The sequence below is a fragment of the Actinomadura montaniterrae genome (genome assembly GCF_008923365.1).
In the GTDB taxonomy this organism is placed as follows: domain Bacteria; phylum Actinomycetota; class Actinomycetes; order Streptosporangiales; family Streptosporangiaceae; genus Spirillospora; species Spirillospora montaniterrae.
The window spans coordinates 60,668-74,789 of sequence record NZ_WBMR01000014.1 but is presented as its reverse complement, the minus strand read 5'-3'; the positions used below and the strand labels follow the sequence as shown (position 1 = coordinate 74,789).

10 protein-coding genes are annotated in these 14,122 nt (G+C 72.5%); 4 read left to right on the top strand and 6 right to left on the bottom strand.

All coding sequences use genetic code 11. The annotated features are described in order from the left end of the window. The first annotated feature begins 89 nt into the window (after window positions 1–89). The gene (locus tag F9B16_RS07885; protein WP_151539315.1) at window positions 90–1,769 is read left to right on the top strand and encodes a bifunctional metallophosphatase/5'-nucleotidase; all 1,680 of its coding nucleotides are present in this window, start codon (window positions 90–92) and stop codon (window positions 1,767–1,769) included. Between the two features lie 313 nt (window positions 1,770–2,082). Here the strand turns inward: F9B16_RS07885 and F9B16_RS07880 are convergent, their stop codons facing one another. Together F9B16_RS07880 and F9B16_RS07875 are read right to left on the bottom strand one after the other, a co-directional pair. After that, on the bottom strand, window positions 2,083–3,243 hold the full coding sequence (locus F9B16_RS07880) for an inorganic phosphate transporter (protein WP_318839220.1): 1,161 nt from the start codon (window positions 3,241–3,243) through the stop codon (window positions 2,083–2,085). Then, window positions 3,240–3,857, bottom strand: a complete 618-nt coding sequence (locus F9B16_RS07875) for a DUF47 domain-containing protein (protein ID WP_151539314.1) — start codon at window positions 3,855–3,857, stop codon at window positions 3,240–3,242. The genes F9B16_RS07880 and F9B16_RS07875 overlap by 4 nt, the downstream gene beginning before the upstream one ends. Window positions 3,858–4,074: 217 nt before the next feature. Between F9B16_RS07875 and F9B16_RS07870 the strand changes: the two genes are divergently transcribed. Continuing rightward, window positions 4,075–4,278 carry a heavy-metal-associated domain-containing protein gene (locus F9B16_RS07870; RefSeq protein ID WP_151539313.1) on the top strand — a complete coding sequence of 68 codons (204 nt, stop codon included), beginning with the start codon at window positions 4,075–4,077 and terminating at the stop codon, window positions 4,276–4,278. A 239-nt stretch (window positions 4,279–4,517) separates the two neighbouring features. On the opposite strand, the gene F9B16_RS07865 is transcribed toward F9B16_RS07870, so the two are convergent. The 3 genes from F9B16_RS07865 to F9B16_RS07855 form a co-directional block, all read right to left on the bottom strand. Beyond that, the gene (locus F9B16_RS07865) at window positions 4,518–4,712 is read right to left on the bottom strand and encodes a hypothetical protein (RefSeq protein ID WP_232383912.1); all 195 of its coding nucleotides are present in this window, start codon (window positions 4,710–4,712) and stop codon (window positions 4,518–4,520) included. Between the two features lie 182 nt (window positions 4,713–4,894). Then, complete coding sequence (locus tag F9B16_RS07860) at window positions 4,895–8,941, bottom strand: AAA family ATPase (protein ID WP_151539312.1); 4,047 nt, start codon at window positions 8,939–8,941, stop codon at window positions 4,895–4,897. 894 nt (window positions 8,942–9,835) lie between these two features. After that, window positions 9,836–10,357 carry a gamma carbonic anhydrase family protein gene (locus F9B16_RS07855; RefSeq protein WP_151539311.1) on the bottom strand — a complete coding sequence of 174 codons (522 nt, stop codon included), beginning with the start codon at window positions 10,355–10,357 and terminating at the stop codon, window positions 9,836–9,838. 441 nt (window positions 10,358–10,798) lie between these two features. On the opposite strand from F9B16_RS07855, the gene F9B16_RS07850 reads away from it, so the two are divergent. Continuing rightward, window positions 10,799–11,776: a DivIVA domain-containing protein gene (locus tag F9B16_RS07850; protein WP_151539310.1), complete on the top strand. Its 978-nt coding sequence runs from the start codon at window positions 10,799–10,801 to the stop codon at window positions 11,774–11,776. A 120-nt stretch (window positions 11,777–11,896) separates the two neighbouring features. After that, window positions 11,897–12,430, top strand: a complete 534-nt coding sequence (gene def, locus F9B16_RS07845) for a peptide deformylase (protein ID WP_151539309.1) — start codon at window positions 11,897–11,899, stop codon at window positions 12,428–12,430. Between the two features lie 154 nt (window positions 12,431–12,584). On the opposite strand, the gene F9B16_RS07840 is transcribed toward def, so the two are convergent. Beyond that, complete coding sequence (locus F9B16_RS07840; RefSeq protein ID WP_225991453.1) at window positions 12,585–13,841, bottom strand: PH domain-containing protein; 1,257 nt, start codon at window positions 13,839–13,841, stop codon at window positions 12,585–12,587. Between the last annotated feature and the right edge of the window lie 281 nt (window positions 13,842–14,122).

Below are 14,122 nucleotides of genomic sequence, written 5' to 3'. Positions count from 1 at the left end.
CCTAACCGGCCGCCGCCCTGGTCAAGTTGTCACATAACCGTCATCACTCCGCCGATCGCCGGATGCCCGGCCTCTCTAGCGTCCAGCGCATGATCCGACGACGCACCCTCCTGGCCTGCGCCGCCGCGGGGGTCACGGCCCTGGGCCTGGCCGCGACGCCCGCGTCCGCGCACCCCAAGCCCCCGGCGCCCGTGCGCCTGCTCGCGCTGAACGACTTCCACGGCAACCTGGAGCCCCCGACCGGCAGCTCCGGCACCGCCATCGACGAGAACGGCAACTCCGTTCCCGCCGGCGGCGCCGCGTACATCGCCGCGCACCTCAAGCAGCTGCGCAACCGCGACACCCTCACGGTCGCGCAGGGCGACCTGATCGGCGCCTCGCCGCTGATCTCGGCGGCCTTCCACGACGAGCCGTCCGTCGAGTTCATGAACGACATCGGGCTCACCGCGTCCGCCGTCGGCAACCACGAGTTCGACGAGGGCTACCAGGAGCTCCTCCGGATCCAGAACGGCGGCTGCCACCCCGTCGACGGGTGCTCGCCCGCCGGCAAGTGGAAGGGCGCGAAGTTCGACTACCTCGCGGCGAACGTGCTGCTGGAGAAGAAGAACGAGCCGATCCTCAAGCCCTGGACGATCCGCCGCGTCAACGGCGTCAAGATCGGCTTCATCGGCGTCGTCACCAAGACCACCCCGACCATCGTCACCGCCGACGGCGTCAAGGGCCTGCGGTTCGACGACGAGGTCGACGCCGCGAACAAGGCCGCCGCGGAGCTGAAGAAGCGCGGCGTCCACGCGATGGTCCTGCTCGTCCACGAGGGCGACAACGTCACCGCCGGCGAGAAGCCCGACGACTGCGGCGTCGTCCCCGGCGCCGGCACCCGCATCGCCCAGCAGGCCGACCCCGACATCGACGTCGTCCTCGCCGGCCACACCCACCAGCAGTACGTCTGCACGGTCAAGGGTCCGGACGGCCGGCCGCGGCTCTACTCCTCGGGCTCGTCCTTCGGCCGGATCATCACCCAGGTCGACTTCAAGGTCGACCAGCGCACCGACGACATCATCCGCTCGTCGATGACGGCCGACAACCACGTCGTCACCCGCGACATCGCCCCGGACCCGGCGACGCAGACGTTCGTGCAGACGTGGAAGGACCGGGTCAGCGTGATCGCCGACAAGCCCGTCGGCAAGATCACCGCCGATCTCACCCGCGCCCCGTCCGCCGCCGGCGAGACCGCGCTCGGCGACGTCATCGCCGACTCCCAGCTCGCCGCGATGAAGGACAAGGGCGCGCAGGTCGCGCTGATGAACCCCGGCGGCGTCCGGACCGACCTCGTCTACAAGGCGAGCGGCTCCGAGGGCGACGGCGTCGTCACCTACGGCGAGGCGTTCGCCGTCCAGCCGTTCAGCAACGTGCTCGGCGTGACGTCGCTGACCGGCGCGCAGCTCGACGCCCTGCTGGAGCAGCAGTGGACGTCCGCGGGCGAGAAGATCCTGCAGCCGTCCGCGAACCTGCACTTCACCATCGACCGCTCGAAGCCGGTCGGCGACCGCGTCTCGAACATCACCGTCGACGGCACCGCCGTGGACCCGGCCGCGACCTACAAGGTCGCCGCCAACAACTTCCTGCTCGGCGGCGGCGACGGCTTCACCACGTTCACCCAGGGCAAGGACCAGGTCCTCGGCCCCATCGACCTGGACGGCTTCGTCGCCTACCTCGGCGCCCAAGGCACCATCGCGCCCCCGGCCCTGGACCGCATCGCGGGCAAGTGAGGGACGGCTGAGCAAGGAACGTCAGGCCCGGCTGGATAACGGCACGGAAGGCCCGGCTGAGCAAAGGCCCGGAAGACCCGGCTGAGCGACGGCCCGGAAGACCCGGCTGAGCGACGGCCCGGAAGACCCGGCTGAGCGACGGCCCGGAAGGCCAGAGCTCAGCCGGGGCCACGGGCAGGCACGCGGAGCGAGTGCAGCGAGCGCAGCGGGCCTGCCCGACGACGGACGAGGCGTTTCACGCGGAGCTCTAGCGGAGCGGGAAACGCCTCGTCCGTCGTGACGGGGGTTCCAGGGGGTCGCCCCCCTGGGAAGATCACGCCCAGAAGTGCACGACCCAGTACACGACGGCGGCGACAATCGCGGCGGCGGGGAGGGTGAGGACCCAGGCCATCACGATGTTGCCCGCCATGCCCCAGCGGACGGCGGACAGCCGCTTGGTGGCGCCCGCACCCATGATCGCCGAGGTGATCGTGTGCGTGGTGGAGATTGGAGCGTGCCAGAAGTAGGCGGTGACGTAGAGGACGATCGAGGCGGTCGCTTCCGCGGCGAACCCCTTCGGCGGGTCCACCTCGATCACCTTGCGGCCGAGCGTCCGCATGATCCGCCAGCCGCCCGCGTAGGTGCCGAGCGACAGCGCGCCCGCGCACGCCACGATCACCCACAGCGGCACCGAGTTCCCGCTCGCGTGCCCCGTGGTGACCAGCGCCAGCACGATGACGCCCATCGTCTTCTGAGCGTCCTGCAGGCCGTGGCCGAGGGCGAGGGACGCCGCCGACAGCGTCTGCGCGATGCGGAACCGGCGCACCACCCGGCTCGGCTGCGCCCGCCGGAAGATCCACAGGATCGCCACCATGACCAGGTAGGCGGCGACGAACCCGACTACCGGCGACACCACCATCGGCACGACGACCTTGTCGACCACGCTGTGCCAGTTCACGTAGGACGACGAGGCCAGCCCGGCGCCCACGACGCCGCCGATCAGCGCGTGCGAGGACGACGACGGCAGCCCGAAGTACCAGGTGATCAGGTTCCAGGTGATCGCGCCGAGCACGCCGGCGGCGATGACGGTGAGGCCGTGCAGCCCGGTCGGCGGGGTGATGACCTCGCTGATCGTCTTGGCGACCTCGACGCCGAGCAGCGCGCCCAGCATGTTCATCACCGCGGCCATGCCGAGCGCCACCCGCGGCGTCAGCGCCCGCGTGGACACCGCCGTCGCGATGGCGTTGGCGGCGTCGTGGAAGCCGTTGGTGTAGTCGAACACCAGCGACACCACGACGACCAGCACGAGCACGGCCATCTGCGCGTCGGACCGCAGCCCGAGCGCGCCCGCGATCATCACCAGGACGATCCCGGCGAGCAGCAGCAGCCAGGCCCGCCCGCTCACCCGGCGCGTCGCCTGCTCGCCGATGGTGGGCGCGGCGTCCGCCGAGGGGTCCCGGACGAGCGTCGAGCCCGGGTCCTCGCCTGCGCTCATGATTCCTTGACCGCGATGGTCTCGACCGTGTTCGCGACGTGCTCGAACGCGTCCGCGGCCTCTTCGAGGCAGTCGATGACCTGCTTGAGCTTCAGCACGTCCAGGGTGTCGTACTCGCCGCTGAACAGCTGCGCGAGCAGCTTGCGGTACACCTGGTCGCCCTGGTTCTCGAGCCGGTTGATCTCGATCCAGTACTCGCTGAGCTCCTTCATGGAGCGCAGCCGGGGCATGGCCTCCGCGGTGAGCTCGGCGGCCCGCTCCAGCACCTCCACCATGTGCACGATGCCCTTCGGGAACTCGTCGATCTTGTAGAGGACGACGAGGTCGGCTGCCTCCTCCATCTCGTCCATCACGTCGTCGATGGTGGAGGCCAGCCGGTAGATGTCCTCGCGGTCGAACGGGGTGATGAACGTTTCGTTCAGCCGTCGCATGATCGCGTGAGTGCATTCGTCGCCCGCGTGTTCGCAGGCGCGCATCTTCTCCGCGATCGCTGCCCGGTCGGCGCCGTCGCTGATGAGCTCCACGAGCAGCCTGGCGCCGGTGACCAGGTTGTTCGCCGAGTCGGCGAACATGTCGTAGAAGCTGTCCTCACGCGGCGTGAGACGCAAGCGCACGTCGTTCTCCTGAAGTGCCGGAACAGTCCGCAGAGGATCGTAGGCGCTACCGGCCGTAAAAAGAACCTTTGCCCCAGCTTCGGCCGGTGTCCCCCATCCTCTCACCTACAAGATTGCCCTAGATCACCAGGTACATACCCCTGCGGTTAGGCCGATCGGGGGCGCCGCGCATAGGCTCGGGGCCGGAACATCGGCCGCACGGAGAGTGACGACGAGCGTGAGTGAGATTCGTTACAGCGTCCCGGCGATCAGCTGCGGGCACTGCGTGACCGCGATCAGCGGGGAGGTCCGGCGGGTGCCGGGGGTGAGCGAGGTGGCGGTGGACGTGGACGCCAAGCTCGTCACCGTCCGTGGCAATGGTCTGGACGACGCGGCGCTGCGCGCGGCGATCGACGAGGCCGGTTACGACGTCGCCGGCTGACCGGCCCGTTTCGGGCCGCGCGGCACCCGCATAGCCGACCGCCGGAACGCGACCGGCGCCGCCGGAACGTGCCCCAGGGGCCGCCGGAACGTGACCGGGGGGCGCCGGATCGGGTCCGGTACCGCCGGAACGGGACCGGTACGCCGGAACAGGTCTGGCGCCGCTGGAACGGGACCGGCGCCGCTGGAACGGGACCGGGGACGCCCGTCGCGGACGTCCCCGGGCGGATCGGGCCTCGGCTAATCCTGCGGCGTCAGCTCGCGACGACCGGCCTCGCCGGAACGCACCCCGAGCACCATGTCGATTTCCGCGATGGTGAGCGGCCGCTCCGCCGCCGCCACCGCACTGAGCATCTCGGCATAGAGTTCGATCTCGTCCAACGCAACGCGGTCGTGGACGCGCAGATCGAGGTTCTGCTGGCGCACCGCGTCCACCTCCGTTCGTTCCCCACACCCAAGTCGAGGCTACGCGTCCCACCCCGACGGGCACATGACCCAAGAGGGCCATTCGAGGGCCACCCGCACCCGTGGTCTTCCCGGGTCAGGCGGGCATGATGCGCCCGATCACGCGGGAGGGGTCCCCGGGGACGGCCGTCAAGGGCTCCTGTCGGACGCCGTCAGCCGCCCCGGTGGAAGTCGCCGAGCATCTGCTCCAGCGCCGTCTCCGGCAGGTCGCGGGCGGTGAGCCGGGCCACCGTCGCCGCGTTGACGTCCGCGCCCGCGAGGCGCGCCGCCTGCCGCGCGACCGTCTGCTCGAACAGCGCCCGGACGGTCCTGGCGTAGGCGAACGCCGGGTCCTGCCGCAGCCGCTCGAAGCGGGTGAGCAGCTCGACGCGCAGCTCCTCGTCCAGCATGTACAGGTCGCGCTCGGCGTACTTCTGGAACAGCCGGACCATCTCCCGGTCGCTGATCCCGTGGAACTCCACGATCCGCCCGAACTCGGCGCGGAACGCGGGATTACCCGCGAGGAACCCCTCCATCTCCGCCGCCGGGCTGGAGCAGACCACCACGAACCGCCCGCCGCGCTCGCGCATGCCGCGCAGCAGCTCGCTCACCACCGCCGGGCTGCGGTCCAGCAGGTAGGCCTCCTGGATCAGCAGCACGCCGCCGAGCGCCTGCTCGATCATGCCGGCGACCCGGCTCTCGGTGTCCGGCTGGTCGCGGCCCGCCAGATGCACCGGACGGCACGCCACCACATGCCCCGACTCCAGCAGCCCGAGCGCGGCGTAGATCCCGCCGACGAGCCCCGCCACCGTCGTCTTGCCCGTCCCCGGCGGCCCCGTGAACACCAGGTGGTGGTGGTCGCGGTCCGCCACGCCGTAGCGGACCCGGCCCGCCGCCTGCTCCGCCTCGTCCGCCAGCTCCCGGACGACCGCCTTGACGTCGTCCAGCCCGGTCAGCCCGTCGAGCTGGCGCAGGTAGCCGTCGATGTCGCCGGGCGGCCGCAGCGCCGGCTCGATGCCCTCCGCGACGCCGTGCAGGTCGTCCGGCGTCAGGACGAGCCGGTCGTGCGACGCGCCCGCCCGCGCCATGTTCCGCTGGCTCGCCTGGTCCAGGTACGCCTCGACGAGCCGCGCGTTCACCAGGTCGCCCGGGCCGCGGAGCCGTTCGAGGTCCTCCTTCGCGACCTCCAGCGCCGACGCCCCGATCGTGACGCGCCGCTCGTCCGCCAGCAGGTGCAGCAGCGTCATCCGATCGTCGAGCCCGCTGAAGTCGGGCAGCCGGTACACCCGGAACGCCTGCACCAGCTTCGGATGCTCCCTCAGCAGCCGCTTGTACGCGCGCGGCTCGCACGTCGCGATCAGCGGCGTCGTGTTCACCGGGTCGCGGCGCGCCCGCCGCACCGCGCCGGTGACCGCCACCGGGTCCTGCGCGGCGCCGATCGCCACGTCCAGCCGCTCGAACAGGATCGCCGGACCCGGCTGCCGCAGGATCCGCTCCACCGCGTCCACCGGCGCGTCCCGGACGTCGTCGGCGTCGTGCGCGCGGATCGCCCCGTCGCCGAGGCCCGCGTCCGCCAGCGTCAGCGCGATCAGCCGCGCCAGCCTGCGCTGCCCGGTGTGCGGGCCGCCGACCAGCAGCACCCCCGGCACGCCCGCCGGCGCCGACCCCGGACGGCCGTCCACCCGGGTCGCCTCGGCGCCCTCCCCGGCCGGGGCGTTCCACTCCTCGACCTGCGCGCGCAGCTCGTCCAGCAGCTCGCCCGCGTCCTGCTCGCCGGACACGAAGCCGATCCCGAACCGCTCGAGCGTCCGGCGCCGGCCGAGGTCCTGCGGCGGCGGGATCTCGTGGACGGGCCGCTCCGGCGACGGCGTGTCGTCCAGGAAGTCGAAGTCGCCGACCATGGTCTCGGACATGATCCGCGTCCCCGGACCGGGCGGCGGGGCCTGTGCGGGGCCGTCCTCCAGGTCGCCCGGGCCCATGATCCGCGTCCCGGGCGGCTGCTGCGCGTTCTGCGGGGGCGGCGCTCCTCCCCCGCCTTCGACACGCGTCTCGTACACCCCGGCGGGCGGCCGCGGCGGCGCCCCCTCGTCCTCGGCCCGCGTCGCATAAGGATCGAACGCGGCCGCCTGCTCCACCGGAGCCGCCGGTTGCGCACCCGGCCCGCTCGCCGCACCCTGCGGGCCCTGCCCCGCCGGAGCACCCTGCGGGCTCTGCACGGCCGGAGGCACACCGGCACCCGGAGGCAGCCCCTGCGCGGGAGGCCCGGCGCCGGGCCGCTGATAGCCGAGCTGCGTGTAAGGCGGCACGATCGGCTCGTCCTGCTTGTCCTCATCCGGAGAGAACCCGCCGAGCCGCTGCTCCGCGGCCCCCTGCCCACGGTCGGGCGAGGTGGACTCCTGGTCCGCGAAGGCCGCCTGCCCGGGATACGGCGCCCCGCCCGCGTGCGGAGGCTGCTCCGGATATCCGGAAGCGGGCTGCCCGGACGGCGGCGCGCCCGGCATCCCGAACGCGGCCTGCCCCTGATCGTTCGGCACGGGCTTGGGCGGGGACTGCTGGAAACCGAGTTCGGTGTACGGCGGCGCCGCGCTCCCGCCGGCGTCCTCCTCGGCGGGCGAGAACCCGCCCATCGCCGGGTCCGGCGAAGCGAACCCCGCCGCGGCCGGCCCGGGCACGTTCTCCCAGCCCGGCTGCGCCGGCGGCTGGACGAACGGCTGCGCGGGCCCCTGCGGCTCCGCGGGCTGCGGCGGAGCGCCCGGCGCCACCCCCGGCTGGCTCTGCGTCCCGAACGGCGGCGACGGCGACGGGCTCGGCGGCGGCGTCTGCGTCTGCGCGGCCGCCGTCGCGCGCGCACGGCCGCGCCCGATGATCCCCGCGATGATCGCGGTCGGCACCGGGAAGCCGCGGGGGCGCGCGGGCATCCCGCCGAGCCGGCACCACGCGAGGTCCAGCTCGTACATCGCGGCGAGCAGCGTCTCCGCACCCTCGCCGGAGCCCGCCGCACGCAGCGGGTCCGGCAGCCGCATGTCGACCGGCCACAGCCGGCGCAGCGGATGCCCCTTCTGCTCCGCGACCGCCTGCACCGTGTACCGGATCTCCGGGTCCAGCCACGGGACGATCGAGCCCGCCACGTCCTTGCGGACGACGTCCAGGTCGGCGGCCAGCAGCGCGGCGGCGACCATCCGCGGCTCGGTGTACGCCGGGTCCGCCGGGTCGCCCGGCAGGTCGGCGATGGCCTCGCTCAGCGTGTAGAACGCGTGCCGGAAGTTGTCGCCCGGCGAGCTCTCGTTCCGCAGCGCCGGCACCAGATGCGGCGGGCACCGGGTCAGCCACTGCTGGACGATCGCCTGGTCCCCGTACGGGAGCGCCCCGTAGTCGACCGTCGGGTTGCTCAGCGTCGTCCCGAGGATGGCCAGCAGCGCGTCCGCCCGGATCTGGAACCGCGGGTCGTCGCGCAGCGCGCTCGCGACCGCCCACATCGTCCGCAGGACGACGACCGCCGCGTCCACTCGGCTGGCGCGCAGCCGCTCGGAGTACAGCCCGACCAGCGTCTCCAGCGCGGGCGGGGTCATCCAGCGCGGACCGTCCACGTCCGGCAGCGGCCGGGCCCGGTACGGCTTCCACAGGTCCAGCATCTGCGCGTCCAGCCGGGCGTCGAACACCGGCGCGGCCGCGCACCACATCATCACGCCCCACGCGACCGCCACGGTGGACGGCGTCTCCTGCGTGAACTGCGACCACCAGTGCGGGTACTCCGGCGCGGACAGCGCCGCCGCGGACTCGACGGTCGCGCGGACCCGCGACGTCAGCTCGCCGGCGAACCCGTGCCCGACGAACGGCAGCGACGCCGGCGGGTCGTACGAGAAGTCGGGCCCGGCCGGGATCACGTGCGGCGGCAGCTGCGGGACCTGCATGCCGCCCTGCTGCGCGGGCCGAGCCGCCATCCGCACGGCGGGCGTCCGCGGCGGCGGGCACAGGTACCACTGCCCGTCCGACGGGTGCAGCCGGTACCACCGGGCCCACGCCCCGAACAGCCACCACGTCCCGTCGGGCAGGACGAGCATGCGTCCGGCGATGGCGTGATGGCGCTGCTGAGGAGGCGCCGACGGCCACCATTGGGCGGCCACCATCGCCCTCGTGTCGCGCTCGGCCTCCGCGAACGGATCCTGCCCCATCCGGGGGCTGGGCGGCGGAGCACTGCCATAGCCCGGTCCCCACACCACGTGGGTCATGGTAGTCAGCCCGAACGCCCCACAACTCCCCCGAACGCCCCCGCCCGAAGTCCCCCCAGGTCAACCCCCACCAAACCCCGCCCCCACCACCGGGTGGCGTGCCACCGAAGCACGCCCCCACAAACACATACCGCCCAAGCAAGCCCACACGTGGTGCGGGCAAGCCACCAGAAACCACCATCCGAACACGCCACCAGTGCCCCCGCCGCCGTGACTTGCCGACCGCACGCCACACCCCGCCGGAGCCCACGCACCACGACAGCGCGCCACTACAGCGCGAGCCGCCAGAACGCATGCACCAGGGGCGCCCCACCCGAACGCGCGCCCCCGAGCTCGTGCTACCGGGAGGCGCCATCATCACGCGCCACCAAACACACGCCACCAGAGCAAGCCACCGCATGGCGCGCCACCCCAGAGCGAGCCACCAGAACGCATGCATCAGGGGGCGCCATCCGAACGCGCGCCCCCGAGCTCGTGCTTCCGAGAGGCACGCCATCATCACGCGCCACCAAACACACGCCACCAGAGCAAGCCACCGCATGGCGCGCCACCCCAGGACGAGCCACCAGAACGCATGCACCAGGGGCGCGTCACCGCTGCGCTTGCCACCGGTACGCGTGCCGTCCGTGAGCAGCCACCAGAGCGCGCCACCGAGACCGTGCCGCCAGGGGCACGTCGCCACCAGAGCGTGCGCACCGAGACCCTGCTGCCGGGGCACGCCGCCAGTGTGTGCCCCCGGCACACAGCCACAGAGGGCCCTGCTGTGGGGCGCACCATCGAAGCACGCACCACCCAGGGGCATGCCGCGAGAACACATACCGCCAGGGGGGCGTGTCACCGAGGCGCCCAACCGGGGTGCGCTGCCGGGGCGGCAGGTGCGGGAGGTTAGTGCCAGGTGGCCTGGCTGTGGCGCTTGGCCTTCTGCATGTAGACCTCGGGGGTGTGCGCGAGGACGAGGCGGTCGCCGTCGTTGAGCTCGCGGACGATCTTGCCGGGCGTGCCCGCGACCAGGACGCCCGACGGGATCTGCTTGCCGGGCGGCACCAGGGCGCCGGCCGCGATGAGGGTGCCCGCTCCGATCCGGGCGCCGTTCAGCACGATGGCGCCGATGCCGATCAGCGAACCGGTCTCGACGTGCGCGCCGTGCACCATGGCCTTGTGCCCGAGGCTGACCCGGTCCTCCAGGACGGCGGGCATCCCCGGGTCGGCGTGCAGGCAGCTGAGGTCCTGGATGTTGCACTCGTCGCCGACGATGATCTCCTCGTCGTCGCCGCGCAGCACCGAGCCGTACCAGACGCTGGACGCCCGGCCGAGCGTCACGCGTCCGACGACCACCGCTCCGGGCGCCACCCACGCCTCGGCGTGGATCTTCGGCTCTTCTTCGCCCAGCGACCCCACATAGCTCATGCGCCCGATGCTAGGCCGTACCCAAACCCCCGCCCCACCCCGCCCTCACCCGCCCGGACAAGGCCGCGACCGTCCACCCCAACGCGTCCCCGCACAACACACCCCGTCGAGGCAAGCGCCACGAAGGCAAGCACCGCAACAGCGTGGCCCAGCACGACGGGCACCGCGGACGGGCACCGCGGACGGGTTGGTGGGGGGTTCGGGGGGTGTTGGGCGACACGGGGGTGCTGGTGGGGGTGTTTTTTCGGGATATTCGGTAGTTTGTCGGCTCCAGAGAGATGAAGAAACGGCAGCGAGAAGGGCGTTCCGGTTGCGCGAGCGGGGCGGAGCGCACGAGAGTCGATGCTGACGTTTCTGCTGTGGGCCCGCTGACCGGCGGGTGAGGATTCGCAAACCGACCCTGACGGGGTGATACCCCCGCCAACGACCCCCCAAGGCATCATGAGCAACGAAGCCGAAATCCTGCCGAACCTCCTTCAAGACGAGTCCTTCGAGATCGTCATGCGCGGCTACAACCGCCGCCAGGTCGACGACTACATCGCCCGCGCCCAGCAAAAGCACCGCGAGCTCGAGGCCCGGCTCGCGCGCGCCCAGGACGACGCCGAGCGCGTCCGCCGGGAGATGGCGGAGGTGCGCGAGGCCCGCAAGCCCACCGGTGACGACCTGAGCGACCGGTTGCGCCAGATCATCAACCTCGCCGAGGACGAGGCGCAGGACAAGGTCGCCGAGGCCGAGGCCAAGGGCGCCGAGATCCGCAAGGACGCCGAGCAGGAGTCCAAGCGCATCATCGACGAGGCCCGCGCGCACGCCGACAAGAACCTCTCCCAGGCGCAGGAGAAGGCCGACCACATGCTGGCCGCCGCCAAGAAGGAGTCCGACAGCGTGCTGTCGGCCGCCAAGCAGGAGGCGGAGCAGACGGTGACGAGCGCGCGGCTGGAGGCCGAGCGCACCCTCACCGCGTCCGAGCGCCGCGCCAGCGTGATCAACGAGGGCGCCACCCAGCGGCTCACGTCGCTGACCAAGAACCACACGCAGGCGCTGCAGCGGCTCACCGAGATCAGCGAGACGCTGCACCGGCTGCTGACCGCCGAGAACGAGGCGGGCCCGCTGGAGAAGATGGTCGAGGACGCCGTCCGGCAGTCGCCGCCGCGCAAGCAGCCGGCGCCCGCCCAGCCCGTCGCCGCGCAGCCCGGCCCGTCCGCCGCGACCGGTCCCAAGCCGGTTCCGGCCAAGCCGGTCACCGCGCCGGCGCCGGTGATGAAGAAGCCGGAGCCGGACGCCCCGGTCACCGGCACCGGCCCGCAGGTCCCGCCGCCGGCGAAGGCGCCGCGGCCGGTGGAGGACGCCGACGGCGGCCCGTCCGGCGGCCACGCCCCGATCGTTCCCCCGGCCCCGCGCGGGCCCGCCGACCCGAGCTGATCCCCAGCCCCGGCGGAGACGTCACGGCCCCGCGAACGGTGCGTCCGGCCCCTGCCGGGCGCACCGTTCGCGTCCGCGGCCGTTCAAGGGGAGCGGAAATCGCGGCATAGGATCTTCCGGGTGAGCAAGAGGACCACGACGCGCCACGGAACCGCCCGCCCGATCCGGCTGCTCGGAGACCCGGTGCTGCGCACCGAGTGCGACCCCGTACGGACGTTCGACACGGCCCTGGAGAAGCTGGTCGACGACATGTTCGTCACGATGTACGAGGCGGACGGCGCGGGCGTGGCCGCGAACCAGGTCGGCTCCGGTCTGCGGCTGTTCGTGTACGACTGCGAGGACGACCGGGGGCGCCGGCACGTCGGCCACGTGGTCAATCCGGTTCTCGTGGCCGCGGACGGTGAGCTGCTGGTCGAGTCCGAGGGGTGCCTGTCGCTGCCGGGCATGCGGTTCGAGACGCCGCGCCACGCGCACGCGGTCGTGGAGGGCGTGGACGCGAAGGGCCGGCCCGTCCGCGTGGAGGGCACCGGGTACTTCGCGCGCTGCCTGCAGCATGAGTGCGGTCATCTCGACGGCGAGGTCTACATCGACGTGCTGTCCGGCGATGTGCGGCGCGAGGCCATGCGGGCGATTCGGGATCTTCAGCGTCCCTGAGCGAGACGGCGTCGGTGCGAACGCACATTCCGATGCGGGGGATGCCGGGTGCCTTCGGCATGGGTGCCTCCTGACCTCTCGTCCGAGCCGATGAGGCCATGCTCCGGCACCCGGCCGCGACACAGAACTAGAACCTCGTTCTGTGGATAACCGGTCAGCGGGTGGCCCAGTGGGCCGGATCGCCGGCGGCGCTGCGGGCGGCCTGGGCGCGGCTCGCCGTCGACTCGACGATCGCCCGAGCCTCCCCGGATTCCCGGTCGGCGGCCGCCACCTGCACCGGCCCGGGCGGGGCGTCCACATGGACGGTGGCCAGCCCGAAGACGCGCTGCACCGGATTCATGGTCAGCCGGACGCTCTGCGCCCGCGCGTGGGCGATCACGTCCGTGCGGCGGCACGGCCAGCCGTGCCTGGCCACGAACACCACGTCGTCGGCGCCGGCGCCGTCCGCCCGGTCGACCGCGATCGCCTTCGAGGAGGCGGGCACGAGCGGCACCGCGTCGACGTGCGTGCCGGGGAACACCTGCGAGACCAGATGCATGGCGACGTGCCTCGGCGCGATCGGCAGCAGCGTCGAGGACAGCGCCTGCCGCTCGCCCGCGTAGCCGGCGACGGTCACCTCGACGCGGGCCCAGCCGACCTTCCGCCAGATGGCGGGCTCGACGATGCTGACGGCCTGGATGCGACCGGGCGGAAGGGTCTGCATACGCGTCTCGAGCAGCCCGTACCGGAGCCGTATCCCGTCCGGTGACATCGCGACCGTGAAGTTGGCGTACATCACCAGCGGTGCGATGACGGCCCGGATGAGCCCCAGCACGATGGGCAGCGTGACCGCCAGGATGCCGCCCTCGGCGTACACCACGAGGAAGACGAGGGTCGCGAAGAAGAGGATCCCCGTGCCGAGCACGGGCAGGCGGAGGATCAGCGAGGCGAGCAGGTTGCCGAAGGGGACGCGCCACATGTGCCGTTCCGGCGCCTCGGGCGTGGTCCCAGGCAGACCCGCCGCGCGCGCGAGGAGCTCGGCGCGCAACTGCTGGGCGGAGTGGCGTCCGAGGTAGCGCAGCGCGATCTCGCTCTGCTCCCCGCCCGCGAGCTCAACCCGGACCTCCGCCAAGGAGAACACCCGTGTCACGAGCGGGCGGACGACGTCGATGGCCTGGATGCGGGAGAGCGGGATGCGGCGCTTGTTCTTGCGGATCAGGCCCGTCTCCACCACGAGGTCGTCGCCGTCGATGGTGAAGCGCAGGGCCAGCCACGTCCACAGGCCGGAACCGATCGCGATCGCCGTCATGGGGATGGACACCGCGAAGAACCGCGTCACCACGGCGGGCGTGAGCTCCAGCGTGACGCCGCTGCTCGTCTGGGTCAGCAGCAGCGGGAAGCCGAGCAGGACGAAGTAGATGACAAGGAACACGAAGGCGCGCAGCGGCGCCGTCGCCCAATGCAGCCGATGCGTGCCCTCGGAGAACCGGACCGGTGGCGGAGGGGGACGGTAACCGGGCGGCGGGCCGTAGGCATGGGGCGGCCCATAAGGCGGCCTGGGCTGACCGTACGGGCCAGGCGGCGCACCATACGGAGGACGAGGCGGCCCGTAGGGCCCAGGCGCCTGCGGTCCATGAGGCCCCGGCGGCTGCGGCCCATAGGGGCCGGACGGACCGTACGGACGGCCATAGCCGCCGGGAGGCGGACCATAAG